The organism is Pseudoalteromonas sp. JB197 (genome assembly GCF_002332205.1).
In the GTDB taxonomy this organism is placed as follows: domain Bacteria; phylum Pseudomonadota; class Gammaproteobacteria; order Enterobacterales; family Alteromonadaceae; genus Pseudoalteromonas; species Pseudoalteromonas nigrifaciens.
On the sequence record NZ_NRGZ01000002.1, the window covers coordinates 244,817 to 260,946 of the forward strand.

At 38.1% G+C, this 16,130-nt stretch carries 13 protein-coding genes; 3 read left to right on the forward strand and 10 right to left on the reverse strand.

Annotated elements, in window-relative coordinates:
- The first annotated feature begins 422 nt into the window (after positions 1 to 422).
- Positions 423 to 1,403: an SEC-C domain-containing protein gene (locus tag CIK86_RS16270; protein WP_086996885.1), complete on the forward strand. Its 981-nt coding sequence runs from the start codon at positions 423 to 425 to the stop codon at positions 1,401 to 1,403.
- Positions 1,404 to 1,429: 26 nt separating this feature from the next.
- Here CIK86_RS16270 and CIK86_RS16275 read toward each other — a convergent pair whose 3' ends face one another.
- From CIK86_RS16275 to CIK86_RS16290, 4 genes are all read right to left on the reverse strand, one after another.
- Entirely contained in the window at positions 1,430 to 1,612 is a 183-nt protein-coding gene (locus CIK86_RS16275; protein WP_086996888.1) for a hypothetical protein, read from the reverse strand.
- Positions 1,596 to 1,919 (reverse strand): helix-turn-helix transcriptional regulator, encoded by a 324-nt coding sequence (locus CIK86_RS16280; protein ID WP_086996891.1) that lies wholly within the window; start codon positions 1,917 to 1,919, stop codon positions 1,596 to 1,598. The genes CIK86_RS16275 and CIK86_RS16280 overlap by 17 nt, the downstream gene beginning before the upstream one ends.
- A 290-nt stretch (positions 1,920 to 2,209) precedes the next feature.
- Positions 2,210 to 3,160, reverse strand: a complete 951-nt coding sequence (locus tag CIK86_RS16285) for a nucleotidyl transferase AbiEii/AbiGii toxin family protein (RefSeq protein ID WP_179300460.1) — start codon at positions 3,158 to 3,160, stop codon at positions 2,210 to 2,212.
- Positions 3,150 to 3,548, reverse strand: coding sequence for a DUF6088 family protein (locus CIK86_RS16290; protein ID WP_011329741.1), 399 nt, complete (start codon positions 3,546 to 3,548; stop codon positions 3,150 to 3,152). The genes CIK86_RS16285 and CIK86_RS16290 overlap by 11 nt, the downstream gene beginning before the upstream one ends.
- A 307-nt stretch (positions 3,549 to 3,855) precedes the next feature.
- Here CIK86_RS16290 and CIK86_RS16295 point away from each other — a divergent pair, with 307 nt between their 5' ends.
- Positions 3,856 to 4,860 (forward strand): nuclease-related domain-containing protein, encoded by a 1,005-nt coding sequence (locus tag CIK86_RS16295; protein WP_086996894.1) that lies wholly within the window; start codon positions 3,856 to 3,858, stop codon positions 4,858 to 4,860.
- Positions 4,861 to 5,666: 806 nt separating this feature from the next.
- A complete protein-coding gene (locus CIK86_RS16300) occupies positions 5,667 to 8,819 on the forward strand; it encodes a DEAD/DEAH box helicase (RefSeq protein ID WP_086996904.1) in 3,153 nt (1,050 codons plus the stop codon).
- A 294-nt stretch (positions 8,820 to 9,113) separates the two neighbouring features.
- Here CIK86_RS16300 and CIK86_RS16310 read toward each other — a convergent pair whose 3' ends face one another.
- From CIK86_RS16310 to CIK86_RS16340, 6 genes are all read right to left on the reverse strand, one after another.
- Positions 9,114 to 9,875, reverse strand: a complete 762-nt coding sequence (locus tag CIK86_RS16310) for an IS5 family transposase (RefSeq protein ID WP_089367531.1) — start codon at positions 9,873 to 9,875, stop codon at positions 9,114 to 9,116.
- A gap of 524 nt (positions 9,876 to 10,399) precedes the next feature.
- On the reverse strand, positions 10,400 to 10,954 hold the full coding sequence (locus CIK86_RS16320) for an SLATT domain-containing protein (protein WP_140391180.1): 555 nt from the start codon (positions 10,952 to 10,954) through the stop codon (positions 10,400 to 10,402).
- Between the two features lie 10 nt (positions 10,955 to 10,964).
- Complete coding sequence (locus CIK86_RS16325) at positions 10,965 to 11,171, reverse strand: KTSC domain-containing protein (RefSeq protein WP_086995443.1); 207 nt, start codon at positions 11,169 to 11,171, stop codon at positions 10,965 to 10,967.
- A gap of 26 nt (positions 11,172 to 11,197) precedes the next feature.
- Positions 11,198 to 12,967, reverse strand: coding sequence for an ATP-binding protein (locus CIK86_RS16330; protein WP_086995446.1), 1,770 nt, complete (start codon positions 12,965 to 12,967; stop codon positions 11,198 to 11,200).
- Entirely contained in the window at positions 12,960 to 14,162 is a 1,203-nt protein-coding gene (locus CIK86_RS16335; protein ID WP_086995449.1) for an SIR2 family protein, read from the reverse strand. Before CIK86_RS16335 ends, CIK86_RS16330 begins: the two co-directional genes overlap by 8 nt.
- 32 nt (positions 14,163 to 14,194) lie before the next feature.
- On the reverse strand, positions 14,195 to 16,039 hold the full coding sequence (locus tag CIK86_RS16340) for a hypothetical protein (RefSeq protein ID WP_086995452.1): 1,845 nt from the start codon (positions 16,037 to 16,039) through the stop codon (positions 14,195 to 14,197).
- Positions 16,040 to 16,130: the final 91 nt, after the last annotated feature.

Below are 16,130 nucleotides of genomic sequence, written 5' to 3' on the forward strand. Positions count from 1 at the left end.
TTAGAGGAATAACAATGCCAAGAACGATATATTTTATGTCTACTCATTTACCCTCATTGTCTGCTCTTTGTGCAAATTGTTGTAGGCGAGGCTTTATGCCGCGCATTTTATATTAAAAACCTATTCACAAAAAGGGTATGAAGCGCTGTGCTTTTAGAGAAATAACAACGCCAAAAACGATGTGTTTTCTGTCTACTCATTTACTCCTCATTTTATTCTCTTTGTGCAAATTGTTGTAGGCGAGGCTTTATGCCGCGCATTTTATATTAAAAGCCTATTCACAAAAAGGGTATGAAGCGCTGCGCTTTAGAGAAAAAACAATCCACGGTCAGTTTCCAGTTAGCCCTCTGCTCGTAGCTTTTATTTACTAACAAATATAATGATGTAACACTAAACCCATATTGCGCAGAACGAGCTAATAAATGAAACTAGGACGAAATGATCCCTGCCCATGTGGCAGTGGCAAAAAGCACAAACATTGTTGTATGAACACTGTATCTACTAAACAGCATGCACAAATATTTGATGACATAACGCAAACTTTAGCCATGAATCCAGAGTTAAGTTTAGATGAGCTAAACCTTGTCGCAGAACAAACAATAGCTGCGCGAAACAACCAAGCCGATAGTGATTTTTGCGGGCTTTGCCCAACGCAAATATCTAATTGGCTCTATGCCCCGTTCAACGAATTAACAAAAGTTACTTTTAATACTCCAGCAGATTTATCAAGTAGCCCAGTGATGAGCTATTTAGCATTAATTTTTACTGAAGCCATGCAACAAGGCGGCTCAATTAAAGCAACGGCTAAAGGCAATTTACCTGCTAAATTAGTCAAACAAGCCTCTGAGCTACTACCTAACTTTGCTGTTTCTAAATACCCCATCCATATCAGTATTAGTGAATTTGCAGGCAGTAACGAAGATAAGTTTAACGCCCTACACTACACGCGTACTTTGGCTGATGTTGCCGGTATTATTTACTATAAAAGTGGCCATTTTCATATTAAAAAATCGGTGCAAAAGCTGTATCAAACCCAGGGGATTAATGCTTTTTACCTCCCTATGCTCGAAGCCGCCATCATGCAATACAATTGGCGTTACTTCGACAGCTTTACCGATAGCGTGGATCTGCGCGCATTTTGGCTATTTATGCTGTGGCGACTACAAAAACATGCCTCGGTCGAGCAACTAATTGACGAAGTCATTACCGCATTCCCAGCGTTACTTAGTCACGCTCCAGCGTCTCAATACTCAAGTCCGAGTGAGCTATTAGGCAGACTGATTGAATCTCGATTCATCAATCGCTTTTTAGAATTTTGGGGATTTGTTAGCATCGATCCAAAGCGTAGGGGAAATGCCAATATACAGCCATTGCTAACGCAAACCTTTCAGTTTGCAATTTAGTACCACACATACAATTATTATTCGCCTCACACAATGAGGCGAATAGTATAGCTAATTGCCTCATTACTGATTTTTACGGCAACATCTAAAAACAGGTCACTATCAATTAACATTTCATTTTCAGAGCCTATATCAAGAGTTATCGCACCTATCTTCTGCGTATGACCAATAAACACGTCTAACCTATTTTGTTTAATACCACTGCTCATCGTTCACCTCTTTATTATTGTGGTGCGACGCGTCATCACTAACAAGGCTAAACGACAATCCCAAGTACTCCATCACTTTAAGCACATTAAAAAACTGCACATTAACATCACCTTTTTCTATTTTTATCAGCGTAGGCTTCGAAATGTTTAGTGCTTGCGATACATCAACTAGCGTAAGCTTCATGCCTGTTCGCTTTGAAGTGATCGCTTCAGCGAGTAACACTGACGAAAATGACTTAGATAAATCAGGCATTTCAGTGTGTTTAACCACTCTTCCAAGTGTTTTTTTTACAGGGGGGTTACTCATTAAAGGTCAACTACAGTTTACTTATATGCTTTATATTAGAATACAGCTATTAAAAGTCAAATTAAGTTTACTTTTAGTTGTAATTAATCAGGCAGGAAACCATAAGTAACCTAAAGTTTACTTATGACTCATTTGAATTAGTTTTAGACCCTTAAGTAAAGTATAGATTACCGTAGGCGTTGAGCTTGCTGACGCAAAAAGCGCAGCTTTTGAATTTTAGGTGTGAGTTTACCTCGCGCTTGGGCTTTTAAATTGCAAATTTGAGTTATATGTCGCGTTGCCGACAGCAGTTAAAGCTTTATGTTATTTAACACTTGATTGCAATATAACTTAAATACATCAAATGCTTGCTGCCAATTAAGGCTATTATTCCCATAAACCATAGGTACTACATATTTGTTAAAGCGTTCTTCATATAATGTATTGGTTTGTAGTAAGCTTAAGCCAAACTTCAGTTCAGCAATCGGACTTTTCATAAATTCAGCGTGTTGGTTTGAGTAACGCGTTAAGTCTTCCGCAATAACTTTACTTACCAAAGACATTACGTCAGAAGCACTCGCAAGCCCAGCTTGTTGAATATAATACGTATCATAAATATGGCGTATTAATGCAGGATCATCATCTCTTATATTATCGCGCGCAAAACTTGCTGTTCGCCTCAACATAGAGACTAGCTTTTCCGCTTGTGTACTCTTAATACTCGAAAACCCCATTAGCGCAACTTCAGGAGGCTTTTGAGTGACCTCATTCATTAAAGAACATATATCTCTACTCACTACTTGATCATAAAGCAAGGTCTCTATCAGCTCTAACTTAATAAACGGCCTTAGGCATGGAACTTTTGAATGTGCTTGAGGATAACGTATATCAATTTGTTGATAACGATATTCATCATAAATAGTAGGGCGGTTTTCTACCGAAAAAGAGTTGTGCAGACTAATGGCATTAAGTAATTGAAGATGTAACTCTTTCCTAGCCTTTCTTTTTTGTGTTTTTGAAATATTAGCAAACACATCTGTAGGTATGATTTTAATATCAATGTCTTCAGACATTCGATGAGTTTTAATGCCCGACTTTGTTAATGCGGTACCACCAGAAAAAACCAATAAGTGCGTATCAAAAGACAATTCAGAAAGTAGTTTTAGTAATGCAACAACATAATAATCTTTTTCAACAATAGCAGGGTTACCCATACCAAGAGCATCGGCAACATCTAAAAACAGGTCACTATCAATTAGCATTAATAGCACTATTATTTACGACAATTTTGCGTTTAAAGCGATTATTTGTAATTATTTTCAGAGACGCTGGAATTTGCAAGCTTTCACCATTGATACTACGTTGTGAAAACTCATCAAATTTGTAGTCAACACCTAGCTTTTCAATCGCTTCTAATATAACACCATCAGCTCCCGCAGGAGATGCCGGCATTAACTTACCCGTAATGCGATTTTCTCTCGCTTTAGTGTAAAGCCCATAACCAATACGCAATAAATGACCATTATCAACCAGCTTTTTTAATACCCGGCCAACTTGGTCGTAACCAGCAATATCTGCAAAATCAGCACGATCAAAAACATAACGCTTTGAGCGGTTTATTCTTGTTGTTACTTTACTTGCTATTGTCATAATAAATACCCTCGTTACTTGTATTAAATATAGCAAATATACGACACCTTAACAACGCAAACATACGACATTTAATAATAGATTGGGTAAGGTAGCTATCAACACTTAATTTGCTGACGCGAAAAGCCTAGCTTTTAAATTGTAGGCAAGAGTTTACCTCGCGTTTAGGCTTTTAATTGCAAGTATTAGTTATATGTCGCGTTGTCGATGACTTTAAAGCTTCCTAATCAACATTAAAGCCTTAATCGTATTGCTATTAGGTACATCAGTGATATCCTATCCACATGCATGATTGAATGGACGCCTCATGATTTTAAAAGATAAAATACTCACCATCAGTAACTCTGCAAAAATACAAGCAGGCCAAAAACAAGAGCTCGACGTGGCATTTTATTTACGCCGTGCATTTAAAGATCACCCTCAAGTTTTTGTATTTAACGACCTCAAATTTAAACACAACGACGAAACAGCTCAAATAGACCATCTAATTGTATATACCTACGGCTTTATTCTCATCGAATCTAAAAGTATTACAGGGGAAGTAACGATTAATGAACATCAAGAATGGAGCCGAAGTTACCGTGGTAACTGGCAAGGTATGCCCTCACCGATAAAGCAAGTTGAGCTACAACTAGCAGTACTAAAAAGCCTATTACGAGCCAATGCCCCATTATTACTGCCAAAAATATTTGGTAAGCTACAACAAGGCTTTGGTGGCCGAGAATGGCAAAGTGTTTGTGCAATATCGAGCAATGCAATTATCAACAGGGATCACACCCCAAAAGCAACGCAAGAGCGGTTAGTTAAATCAGAATTCATAGCTGATAAACTACTACAAATGATGAAACTACCCGCATCGGCATCTAATGCTTTACATTTTTTATCCACTAACGTTAGACCATGGTTTAACGAAGAAAGCCTGGGCAAAATTTGCCAATTTATTTTAGAGAAAAACATATCACTTAACTTACAAGAGCCTTCATATGTATCTGCAAAGATAAGCGAATCAGAATCTTTTTACGATGAGGCTTTAATAGCGACTAAGCAAACCATTACTGAACAAGTAAAACCTAAAAGTGATCTAATCAAAGAGATAACATTAGCTTGTAAGCAATGTAATAGCGCGACCAATTTGCTGCCTCTTTTTGGGCGCTATGGCTACTTTGTAAAATGCGGTAATTGCAGTGCAAATACACCAATGAAATCACCATGCCCTGAGTGCTCAAGCACCAATACTAAAACAAGCAAACGTAAAGAAAATTACTCTTTAGTATGCAAAGATTGTGAGATAAGTACGCCTATTAAGCTTTAGCATTTGTAGGTGCGATTTTACATCGCGCTTTCTCTTTAGTAACTAGCTCTTTAGTAACTAGCTCATTACCCCAATCAACAAACAAAGCTCACCTAAACACCTGTAGGCGCACAGCTTGCTCGCGCGAAAAGCGAAGCTTTTAAATTAATTTACAAATATCGTATTGGCGACGGCAACCAAAGAAAGGCAAACGCCGGCCTCTCTTTGGAATCTCACAGCACCCCGAGGAGCACACTATATCCTCAATTGTAATTAATAATATGAACGTAAACGCCGTGTATTCGCCGTCCATAGCAAAGTCACGGCTATCGCGCATTGCCTAAAGGGATTTAGGTACTTGGAATTTGTCGGGAACAAAATTCCGCCATGCGCAGCTATTACTCATCATTAATTCAATTTCGGGTGTGATCACGGGGAAATATCTCAGCGTCAGCCTTCAAATTGGCGGGAGTTTACCTCGCACTTGGGCTTTTAAATTGCAAATTTGAGTTATATGTCGCGTTGGCGACGGCAACCAAAGAAAGGCAAACGCCGGCCTCTCTTTGGAATCTCACAGCGCCCCGAGGATCACACTGTTTCCTCAATTGTAATTAATGATATGAACGTAACCAGCGTAGATAGGCCATCCGTGGCCTAGCTACGCTTTTTAACAGCATCCATGCTGTAAATTACTCATCATTAATTCAATTTCAGGTGTGATCACGGGGAGTTGTCTTAGCAGCTGCCTTTAGTTCAACAATGAGTTAATGCTTGTTTACATTGCATTTTTTAGTAAACTGAATGTTCGCAAACAGGGAGTGGTTTTAATGCAGCAAATTGGTATTTACGAGCAGTTAATTACGCAAGTAATTAAGCAAAACTTAAATCGTGATCAATTTTATGTAGGTGAGCGCCAGCTTGAAACGGCCGAAGCCGCAACATGGCTTTCACGCTTTTTAGGTAAGCTTGTTGAACATGCGATTGATGCAATCCCTAATTCAAAAAAGCGCTTAGAAGAACAAATTGACCTTGCCAACAACCTTGTACTTTGGCTTAAAGATCACATTCGTGATGACGAACTAATCAACGAAAATCTTATCGACAGCCAAGGCCGAATACTTACCGCGCTATTTAATACCCAAAACCCTATTGCGGCCAACCTTAAAGATTACTCAAGCGATATATTCCCACTCACAGGCCTTACACAAAGCGAATTATTTAGCGGTGCTAATGCAGGTATATCGCTCGAAACCGAGCTAAAGCGCGAGATAAAATCGTCCGACACTATTTATTGGTTGGTCTCATTTATAAAATGGACAGGGCTGCGCATATTTAAAAATGAGCTGGAAGCGTTTACCAAAAGCGGCAATAAACTCAAAGTTATTACTACTTCGTACATGGGCGCAACGGATGCTAAAGCCGTTGAGTTTTTAGCAAACCTACCAAATACCGAAGTAAAGCTAAGTTATAACAATCAGCAAGAACGCCTACATGCTAAATCCTACTTATTTATGCGCAATACGGGTTTTCATACAGGGTATATTGGCTCGTCTAACTTATCGCATTCGGCGCTTACCAGCGGCCTTGAATGGAACTTAAAAATTACCGCACAAGAAATCCCACACATAATAGCCAAAACCAAAAGTACCTTTGAAACCTACTGGGAATCAAAAGACTTCGAGCTATTTACAGGCGCTGTTGAGTGTAAAGAAAAGCTCATTAATTCACTTAACGAGCAACGCGGTGTTGGGCAATCAAGCAGCCTATTTTATTTTGATATAACACCAAAAACGCATCAGCTCGCTATTTTAGAAAAGCTAAGTGCTGAGCGCAGCGTACATAAGCGTTTTAAAAACTTAGTGGTTGCCGCAACCGGCACAGGTAAAACTATAATATCGGCGTTCGACTTTAAAACCGTTTACGACAAAAACCCAAACGCACACTTTTTGTTTGTAGCCCACCGCGAAGAAATACTAAAACAAGCGCAAAGCGCTTACCGTGGTGTGCTTAAAAATAACGACTTTGGTGAGCTGTGGGTAGGTAACTACAAACCACAACGCTACAACCAATTATTTGCATCAATCCAAACGCTGAACAGCCAAATTGAATCGCTAAATTTAACTCACGATTATTACAACTACATAGTAATAGACGAAGTACATCACGTAAGCGCTGCCAGTTATCGCGCTATATTAAACCACTTTACGCCCACAATATTACTTGGCTTAACCGCAACACCAGAGCGACAAGATGGTGCAAATATACTCGATGATTTTTGTGGCGTAATAGCCGCCGAAATTCGCTTACCAGAGGCAATAAACCAGCGCCATTTATGCCCATTTCAATACTTTGGACTAGATGACGACACCGACCTAAGCCAAATAACATGGCGAGGCGGCCGTTACGATATAAGCGAGCTAAGTAACCTTTATACAGGTGAAAACAACCGCGCTAACAAAATTATATCCAGCCTTGCCGATATCGTAACCAATGTTCACGCTATTAAAGCACTCGCGTTTTGCGTAAGCCAAAAACACGCTGAATTTATGGCCTCTAAATTTAACTTAGCAGGCATAAACGCCGATGTACTCACCAGCAAAAACACCAATGAGCGCGCGGCTAAGCAACAAGCACTGCGCCAAGGCGAAATACAAATACTCTGTGTAGTTGATATTTTTAACGAAGGTGTCGATATTCCAGAGGTTGATACTTTACTATTTTTACGCCCGACCGAAAGCCTAACGCTGTTTTTACAGCAACTCGGCCGTGGCCTGCGTTTACCTGATAACAGCCAAAAGCAGTGCTGTACCGTACTCGACTTTGTAGGCAACGCCCGCCCAGAATACGACTTTGCCAGTAAATTCCGCGCCCTTATTGGTAAAAGTAATCAACCAATAAAAACCGAAATTGAAAACAACTTCCCACATTTGCCGTTGGGTTGCCGTATAGAGCTACAAAAGCGCACACAACAAACAATATTAAAAAATATTCAGCAAGCTATAAACTCTAAACGCCGTTTACAGCAGCTTATAAATAGCTATTCGCAACATACTAATGACGCGCTTACGCTAACTAACTTTTTACGCATAAACCCACAAGTTACACTTGAAGATGTATACAAACCAAAAGATAAAAAACTCGGCGGCTGGCATTGGCTAAAAGGCGATGAAATACCAGTAGAACAAGCCGATATTTACGCCGCGTATTACCGCGCTATAAACACCCAATTACTCGGCTGCGACTCAATCAGTTATTTATGCTTTTTACGTGATTTATGTAATAACAACTTTAGCTTTATGCCAACAGCGCAAAACCAACAGTACGCGCTTATGGTGCATTACAATTTTTGGGATGGCACTGGTAAAAGCTTGGGATTTAAAACGCTTGAACAAAGCTTACAAGCACTTAAACACAAAGAGCTACAGCACGAACTTGCTCAAGTAATTACGCTATTAATAAACCGCATTCACCAACAAGAAAGCGATTTAGCGTGTTTACCTAATCACGCCATAAAATTGCACAGCCGCTACACGCGCCAGCAAATACTTTCTGCATTTGGAGCGCACTCGTTTGATAAAAAATCGACAGCCCGCGAAGGCGTTTTAGAGTTTAAAAACCAAAATCTAGAGCTATTATTTGTAACGCTTAATAAGTGTGAAAAAACCTACTCACCCACCACGCTGTATCACGATTACGCAATCAGCCCCACCCTATTCCATTGGCAAACGCAAAACAGCGCTCGCCCTGAACACGGCCGTGGCCTTAGTTATATTCAGCACCAAAAAACTGGCAAAACCATCCTGTTATTTGTGCGAGAACAAGGCAAAGACGAAAACGGCAGAACTATGGGATTTGTAAACTACGGCGAGGTTAAATACCAAAGCCATAACGGCAGCCAGCCAATGAATATAACGTGGGAGTTAACAAACCCCATGCCAAGTAAAATGTGGCATGGGGCTGGGAAATTGGCTGTTGGTTGATGGACTACAATTTTGGTTAAATTCTGACTCAGTTCACATTTTAACTATTGATACTAAGCGAAAATATATGAAAAACTCTACACTCTTACAAATTAAGACACTTCCTGAACTAGTACAAAAAAATGAAAGTAACTCATGCGGAGCATACTGCGTCGCAGCAACTTTAGCTTGCTTTGGCCTTTTTCCCCCCAAGCAATCGCTCCGTATAAATCGTTTTAACATTGAAGCCAATCAATTTAATGGAAAAGCATTAAATATTCCCTTTAGGGGCTGTTGATCTTTGTAGTACATATATCAATCAGCCCACATTGGTAGCCACATCATAGTAAATGCTAAAGCGAGCATTGAATGATAATTTCGTTCAAGCTTTTCATACCGCGTGGCTATCCCTCTATATTGCTTAATACGGCCAAATGCATTCTCAACCAAGTGCCGATATTTGTACATGCACCAGTCAATATCTTCATTGCCTACTAAACTGTTGCCCTTACGTGGAATAACGGGTGTAGCGTTATTATCACGAACAAACGCTCTCAGTTTTTCACTGTCGTAGCCTTTATCTGCGACAACCATATTACTTGTTGGGCAATTAGCTACGAGTGACTCTGCATGGACGATATCATGCGTATTTCCACAGGATAATTCATAATAAACAGGCAACCCTCCGCTATCGACTGCAAGATGAATTTTCGTAGAATTTCCACCTCGGCTCTTTCCAATTGATTCATTGTCAGCAGTTCTTGCACCGCAACTATGTTGATGAGCCCTGACAATACTGCCATCAATGAAGACCCAATCCATGTCCGCATCACGAGATAATGCGCGAAACAGTTCATTCAAAATCCCTTTTTTGGACCATAAATTAAACCGTCTGTAGATAGCACTCCAACGGCCAAAATCAGAAGGTAAATCTCGCCATGGAATACCTGTGCGCATCTTATACAGTATGCCTTCGAGCGTTTTTCTATGGTTGGGCTTATTATAAATTCGACCACTTAAGTACATTACTTTTGATAAGACATTCCATGTCCCGTCTGTTAACATTAATCTTGGCATGTAGGTTCGGTGTAAAGTTTTCTGGCGAATTCAATTATACCTTATCTTCATGCTGTTTGTTTTTCATACCACAAAGATCAACACGCCCTAATATTAGCTTAAACAATTTTGCAGATTATGTTTATCAGATAACTGGCATCTTGGATATCGATGAGCCATCTCAATATGTTGAAAAAATGGACTTAACTCTCTAGCGGCTATGTTTTATGCACTTGAAAAATATAATTTAAACGTAGCAGTATTATTTAAAGATAAATCAAAATTTGAAAATTTAAAGAAGACTTACCCGAATGAAATAGAATTACTCTGTAAGAATCTAAAAGCTAATATTTATATAAATAATTCTGTATCTACGATCTCTAACTGCGTGACCATTTATGCAATTTCTTATAATAATGGCAATACACATTACATAGCTTGCAATAGCAGTGGTAACTGGTATGACCCCGCTGAAGGAAATTACTCTACGGACTTTAATTCAATAGAGCAATTTACTGAAATGTACGGTGGCGAGTGGCTTGGAGTTAGCTTAGTGTGCAATATAAAAAATTAGCAATAAACACTAAAAGACCACCTAAAAACACACAGGTAATTTGTTCTAAATGTATCTTGTAACTGTTTTTTTCAATCGCGGATAAGGGCGTTAACGGTGCATTTTGTGAAGTATATTCCCACTCAATTCTCAGTATTTTAAGCTTATAATCAAGCTTTTCACTTTCAATTAAATCTTTTTCAATATTTAGTTTTTCTAGTTGTCTCCTTAGTTTCCCATAACAACCAGCGGTAGATCTGTGCTGTTCCGCTTGCTCTGAAAATCTAGCAAAAGAAACCACACCAGATAAAACAGCTGCCAAAATGCTCATACAAACCATGATGTTCTTCAACAAACCTTTTGCTTCCATAAACAACATCGCTGTAACTATTGTTGAGCTAATGATTAATGCGTATCCCGTTAAGTTAGCTCTAAGGTATAAAGTTTCAGAACGAGTATAATGCCCTTTTTGAGCATTATGTAATCTAGTTATCCAGTCATTGATTAACGTCTGTACATCAATCAATTGCGTATTATTTTCAGACATACTTTTCTCTTTAAACTTTACTACAGGTAAACTCACTCTTGATGAGTCTATGAAAAAATGACCCTAAAGAATTTGAGTTAATTAATTCCTCATAAATATACTGTGGTACATCATAATATTGATAAACGCCGCTTTTAAACTCAATTTCGAGAGTTAAACTATTTTCGTCATACCCAACTGATAATAAATTACTTGATTCTACTGGTTCTCTTTCCATATTATTTACTCTTCTTTAGCTATTAGTCACTTAACTTCTGTACTTTGAGAACGCCAAGCATTCACCAAAACTTTAAAATCATGAGCCTTTCTTACATTAGTCCAACTTTCAGATACTTGAGGATCGTGACTGTTTGGAAATTGACCATCCTTAGGTATTCTAAACTTAAATCGCATAGGTAACTTTGCTGCCTCCCCCGTCACTATGGCTTCTCCCGTCCTTAAAACAGGCAAAGAATCAACTATACCTGAAAGGCTATCTGACATTGCCGCCTTAACTCTACTACGGTCTGCTGAGTTGCTTATTCTTAATGAAAATAGAGTTCCGCATTGCGAAAGGATAGTTTCATCAATCTCAGAAGGCCTTTGACTTATTAGCATTGAGCCAACTCCAAATTTTCGACCTTCTTTTGCAATTCTTCTCACCATTGATTTAGATAAACCACTATTCTCTGTCGATAGATAACGATGTGCTTCTTCCATAACAAGTAATAAGGGGTTTGAGCGCATACCTGCATCTAAATTTTTGCTCCAAATTGCTGCCTCAAAGAGAATATCAAGCATTGATCCAAGTAAAAGATCCAACCTCTCAGATGGCATTCCGGATAAGTCTAATATCGTGATCGGTTTATCATCGCCTATCCAACATCTAATCAAATCTGGTAAGTCTTTCTTTGATTTGTAGCCTGTGTCCGGTGTCCAATCTCCAGGTGATAAGAAGAAGTTATATTGGCTATCAAGTAACTTAGAACGCATATTCTCAAGGTTTTTCTTCCATTTGTTATCCCCTCCTTTTTTTGTAAAACCATTATTTGAAGTATTAGGAGGTCTAAATTTTGGAGGTATTAAATTATCGATATCACCTTTCCCATCATCAATAAAGGCTGGTGTTTCCATTTCCTTATCATTCCAAGTGATTGAATCAAATATATATAAGTCATACCAAATTTTTTTTAAGCTAAATGGAATTGGTGTTGCCGCTGTTACTTTGTTTGGGTCTAAGTTAATTTTCGGATTGTTATTAAGAAAATTTTTTTTCTCTTCCACTATCAAGTCTAAAAATTTATTTTTTAGGTCTTGGGTATTGCCACAAAGAAATTCAATCAAGCTTTCAGGAGCGACACACCAGTATGGTATAAATAAATTTTCAGTACCTTTTTCACCATCAATGGTAAAAACATTCGCAATATCACCTAAAGCTGATGAATACTCGCCATGCAGATCAAAAAGAACAACTCTAGCGGATGGCATTAAAATTTTCGGAGTATGAGAGGTAATAATTGCTCTTAATAAACTGGCAACACTTGTCGATTTCCCTGAGCCTGTAGAGCCAAGCACAGCGCTATGTTTATTGACTAAGCTATCTAAATCGATACTTACATCAATACTATCTGAGCTTGAAAGCTTGCCTATTATGATTTGTCCTAGCTCTCCAGCACCATATATTTTTTTTAAGTCTGCCTCAGTGACTAAATGTACTTCTTCTGAAATTGAAGGGAACTGACTAATTCCACGCTCAAAATCACTACCAATAGCTTCACCAACTAGCTCAACTTTAATTACTCTACTGGTAGTTTGGTCATTCTTATCAGATGAGTGTTCCGCTGTCTCTGATATTACGCCATAAAGACTGTTATAACCTTGTGGTATCCTAACAAAGCTACCTACTTGGCCGATCCTATGTGTTTTTCCTTCAATAACTAATAAGCCGGAAACAACCTGTGGTGTTAACTCTACAAAAATAGAAGAACCAGAGACCGATGTTATATTTCCTAAAAAGGTTGGAACTTTAATCATCAGCAAACCCCATATCTTCTTTTTTACCCTCCGACAAAAGCTCTTGTAAACGGATTGAAGAACCACCTGAGCTAGCTAAAAATTTTGCAAAGGTAACAAAGTCACCTAACTTAAATGAATCTTTCATCCAATATTCACTTCTAATGACATCCCAATTCTTACTCGGTGATTGGCCTATTGCCCAAGGTGCTTTTATTCCATTAATAACAGCACCATCAGAACAATAAACACTTATATTTGGTGTTCTTAAAGCTGCGCAAGTTGCATGAAGTTCTTCGTCTAATTTTTTATATTGAAATGCAAATATTGCTGAAGATTTATTTTCCGATAAACATTCATCTAACTTGGCCGTAATATGCGCATCAGCAAACGAAAATCCGATTGTTAAAAGAAGAGTATCCGGTTCAAGAAGAAAATTTTTAAGTCTATCGAATAAAGCTGAAAATGGAGCTGATTGAGTTTGGTCATATTTTATATGGGAAGGATAAACCATCGTATCTACATCATTGCTACTTCCTCGGATTACCTCACCCTTTTTATTTTTTGACCAATTAATTGATCCATGCAACTTCCATAGCCTAATCCATTTGGCTGGTAAATCATTACTTGAAATACTAGATGGGTCAAAGAATGCATTACGGGAGCCTGAAAAACCATCAAAATATGGGGTTCTCACTCTCTCCATTGCCTCTTCTAATAATAAATCATAGTTTGTTGTAAACAGCTCAACTGCGAAATCACGGTTTATACCATTAATCCATGAAATTAAGTGGCTATAAGGATTATCAACATCTGGTAACTCCTTGCTTACTATGACTTTAATTATACTACATATTTTGAATGATAACTTTTCATAACCTTCGGCATTAAGACCATATACTTCAGTTAAACCGATTACTTCAGCTAAGGAGCGTACCCGAGAAAGTATTAATTCAATATTTCTAACACCGAGATCTTTCTCTAAAGCATTAAATACTTTTTTTTCTAAAACAGCATCTAAACCCTGATACACAAGATCTGTTAATCCAGCTATATCTGGTATAAGAGGCTTTCTTGGGGCTTCTGGGGCGGCAGTATTAATACTAACAGGTGCTCCTGCACCGATTAGGATTCCTATTTTCTTCTTATTGTGCGTTAGTAAATGGCGAAAGTCATACATATATTGATCTGGATTATGTACTGTCGTGGTAGTCATATTTTTCCTTGAATATCCATAAACTTTAAGAGCTATAAATTCTTCGCTATTAACTCAGCTTTCAACAAACCACCTTTAGTCAATAGCTTAGGCGCAAAACTTGGGTTACGTTTTGACTTGTATGCATCAAGTATTAACTTAAGGCCATGTGCTTCTAACAATGAAATATTAACTTCGGTATCCATTTCGGCTGATTCGATGAAATCATCTGAAAAGCTAGGGGCAATTATTAATACCTGCGCCACTCGTTTACCTTGGTTTTCAGCACGGGTTACATAAGCTTTTACTTGGCGAGACGTTGTTGAATATTTAGCGAAATCTCCATTTTTACAGGTTTTTGCTTCACCAATAATTATGTCGTTATCACTGAGTGAAATTACGATATCGGCTTTATCTTTAGTGGTGTTCAAATCTTTACGGAGATCTTCATCAATATTAAGCTCTAGTAGTTCAAAAATGGCTTTTGTAACTTCTTCAAATTTAATGCCGATATCAGCTTCTGTTACATCTGCGCCAGCTTCTCTTAATGCGTTAATATCACGACGTGCTAGTGCGTCATAGTTCTCTATTAGCTTATCTGTCGCGTTTGCAAAGCTTTCTAAAATAGCAAAACGTGCATTGCCACGCCTAGAAAGCCCCATGCTGTCGCGAACTTCTCTTACTTCATCATTTGATAGTAAATATAAAATGTCGTGTGGCGTAATACTTAAAGCACGCAGCTTTTCAGTGTCAATTAATTCATTAGCTTCAAGTTCAAATGCTTCCTTTAGTACAGCTTGCATCGTTGGGAAGTGTTCTTCTAGTGTTTTTAGAAGTTGTTTAAAACCACTGGCGCTAAGTGAATCAAACTCTTTTTCTGTAGCACCTGATAATGATGACAGTATTAAACCAATACGTTCATCTAAAGTAGTGCCTAATTTTTCAGTATCAATTTCTAGGTCTTGTATCAACTGCTTTAGGCGTTCTTTACGTTGATTTTGGTTATCTTCGACATTATGAATATCGTCCGATAATAATTTAGCGGCGCTAATCCCTGAGTGAATAATTGTTTGAATTTTATCAGTGCGGCTTACACCTCTAATTTTACGCCCATGGGCTTTAAGCGCATTCGAAAGCTCAGCATCTGTGAGTGTTCTAAGTATTCTAAGTACATACTTATCGGCTAAATCCTTGCCTTGAATTTCATTAAGTAAAGTTACAATTTCATCTGGAATAAACACTTCTTGGCGTTTTTTACTTATAAATAACAGCCCTATATCTCTTAGGCTATTTAAGGCATCTAACACACCATTTTGAGGGATAATATCAACTAGGTGCTCTACTGCGGCACATTCATCTGTTGTAAGGTTTAACTCATTAGAAAGCACATTAAGAATACTGCGCTCATCGTCTGTAACTTTAGCATCTCGGTTGTTTTTTTCGTCATTGAAATATGCTTCTTTCATACAAGCATGATAAATTTTTAATGCGCGATTTCTTTCTAAAATACCCTCTGCTGAGTTTTGTTGAATACACTCTTTAAGCTCTTTTGAAAGCTTTGATAATTCAGCCCACTCTTTTTCGTAAAGCGACTCAATCCAGCTTATCCTTGCAACTCCATTGCCATCACGGCTTAAAATATTCACCAGTAAATTTAGCTGTGCAGTGCTCATTAAGATCTGCTCTTTTACTGAGTTTTTAAAAAACTCCCGAACGGTGTTAAATAATTGAGTTATTTCACTGCCTGATGCATTTTTAATTTGGCCATCAATATTGTCTATTGTTTTAGCTAGCTTTTTATTATCTTTAGCCGCATCGGTACATAAACGATCTAGACAAGAAATGAATTTTGATTTTTCGACTTGATTAACAATTGATAAAACTTGATTAAGCTTCATTTTATAGAGTCCTTTCTTTTAATGTGACTACTAACGTACCAGTTAATTATTGTTACGGCAACATCGTTCACTTCGCATTCAGGTTGTTTAA

What these genes read in the sequence shown, in the direction of transcription:
- CIK86_RS16270 (WP_086996885.1), top strand. Translation starts at nt 423, where the DNA reads ATGAAACTAGGACGAAATGATCCCTGCCCATGTGGCAGTGGCAAAAAG.
- CIK86_RS16275 (WP_086996888.1), bottom strand. Translation starts at nt 1,612, where the DNA reads ATGAGCAGTGGTATTAAACAAAATAGGTTAGACGTGTTTATTGGTCAT.
- CIK86_RS16280 (WP_086996891.1), bottom strand. Translation starts at nt 1,919, where the DNA reads ATGAGTAACCCCCCTGTAAAAAAAACACTTGGAAGAGTGGTTAAACAC.
- CIK86_RS16285 (WP_179300460.1), bottom strand. Translation starts at nt 3,160, where the DNA reads ATGCTAATTGATAGTGACCTGTTTTTAGATGTTGCCGATGCTCTTGGT.
- CIK86_RS16290 (WP_011329741.1), bottom strand. Translation starts at nt 3,548, where the DNA reads ATGACAATAGCAAGTAAAGTAACAACAAGAATAAACCGCTCAAAGCGT.
- CIK86_RS16295 (WP_086996894.1), top strand. Translation starts at nt 3,856, where the DNA reads ATGATTTTAAAAGATAAAATACTCACCATCAGTAACTCTGCAAAAATA.
- CIK86_RS16300 (WP_086996904.1), top strand. Translation starts at nt 5,667, where the DNA reads ATGCAGCAAATTGGTATTTACGAGCAGTTAATTACGCAAGTAATTAAG.
- CIK86_RS16310 (WP_089367531.1), bottom strand. Translation starts at nt 9,875, where the DNA reads ATGCCAAGATTAATGTTAACAGACGGGACATGGAATGTCTTATCAAAA.
- CIK86_RS16320 (WP_140391180.1), bottom strand. Translation starts at nt 10,954, where the DNA reads ATGTCTGAAAATAATACGCAATTGATTGATGTACAGACGTTAATCAAT.
- CIK86_RS16325 (WP_086995443.1), bottom strand. Translation starts at nt 11,171, where the DNA reads ATGGAAAGAGAACCAGTAGAATCAAGTAATTTATTATCAGTTGGGTAT.
- CIK86_RS16330 (WP_086995446.1), bottom strand. Translation starts at nt 12,967, where the DNA reads ATGATTAAAGTTCCAACCTTTTTAGGAAATATAACATCGGTCTCTGGT.
- CIK86_RS16335 (WP_086995449.1), bottom strand. Translation starts at nt 14,162, where the DNA reads ATGACTACCACGACAGTACATAATCCAGATCAATATATGTATGACTTT.
- CIK86_RS16340 (WP_086995452.1), bottom strand. Translation starts at nt 16,039, where the DNA reads ATGAAGCTTAATCAAGTTTTATCAATTGTTAATCAAGTCGAAAAATCA.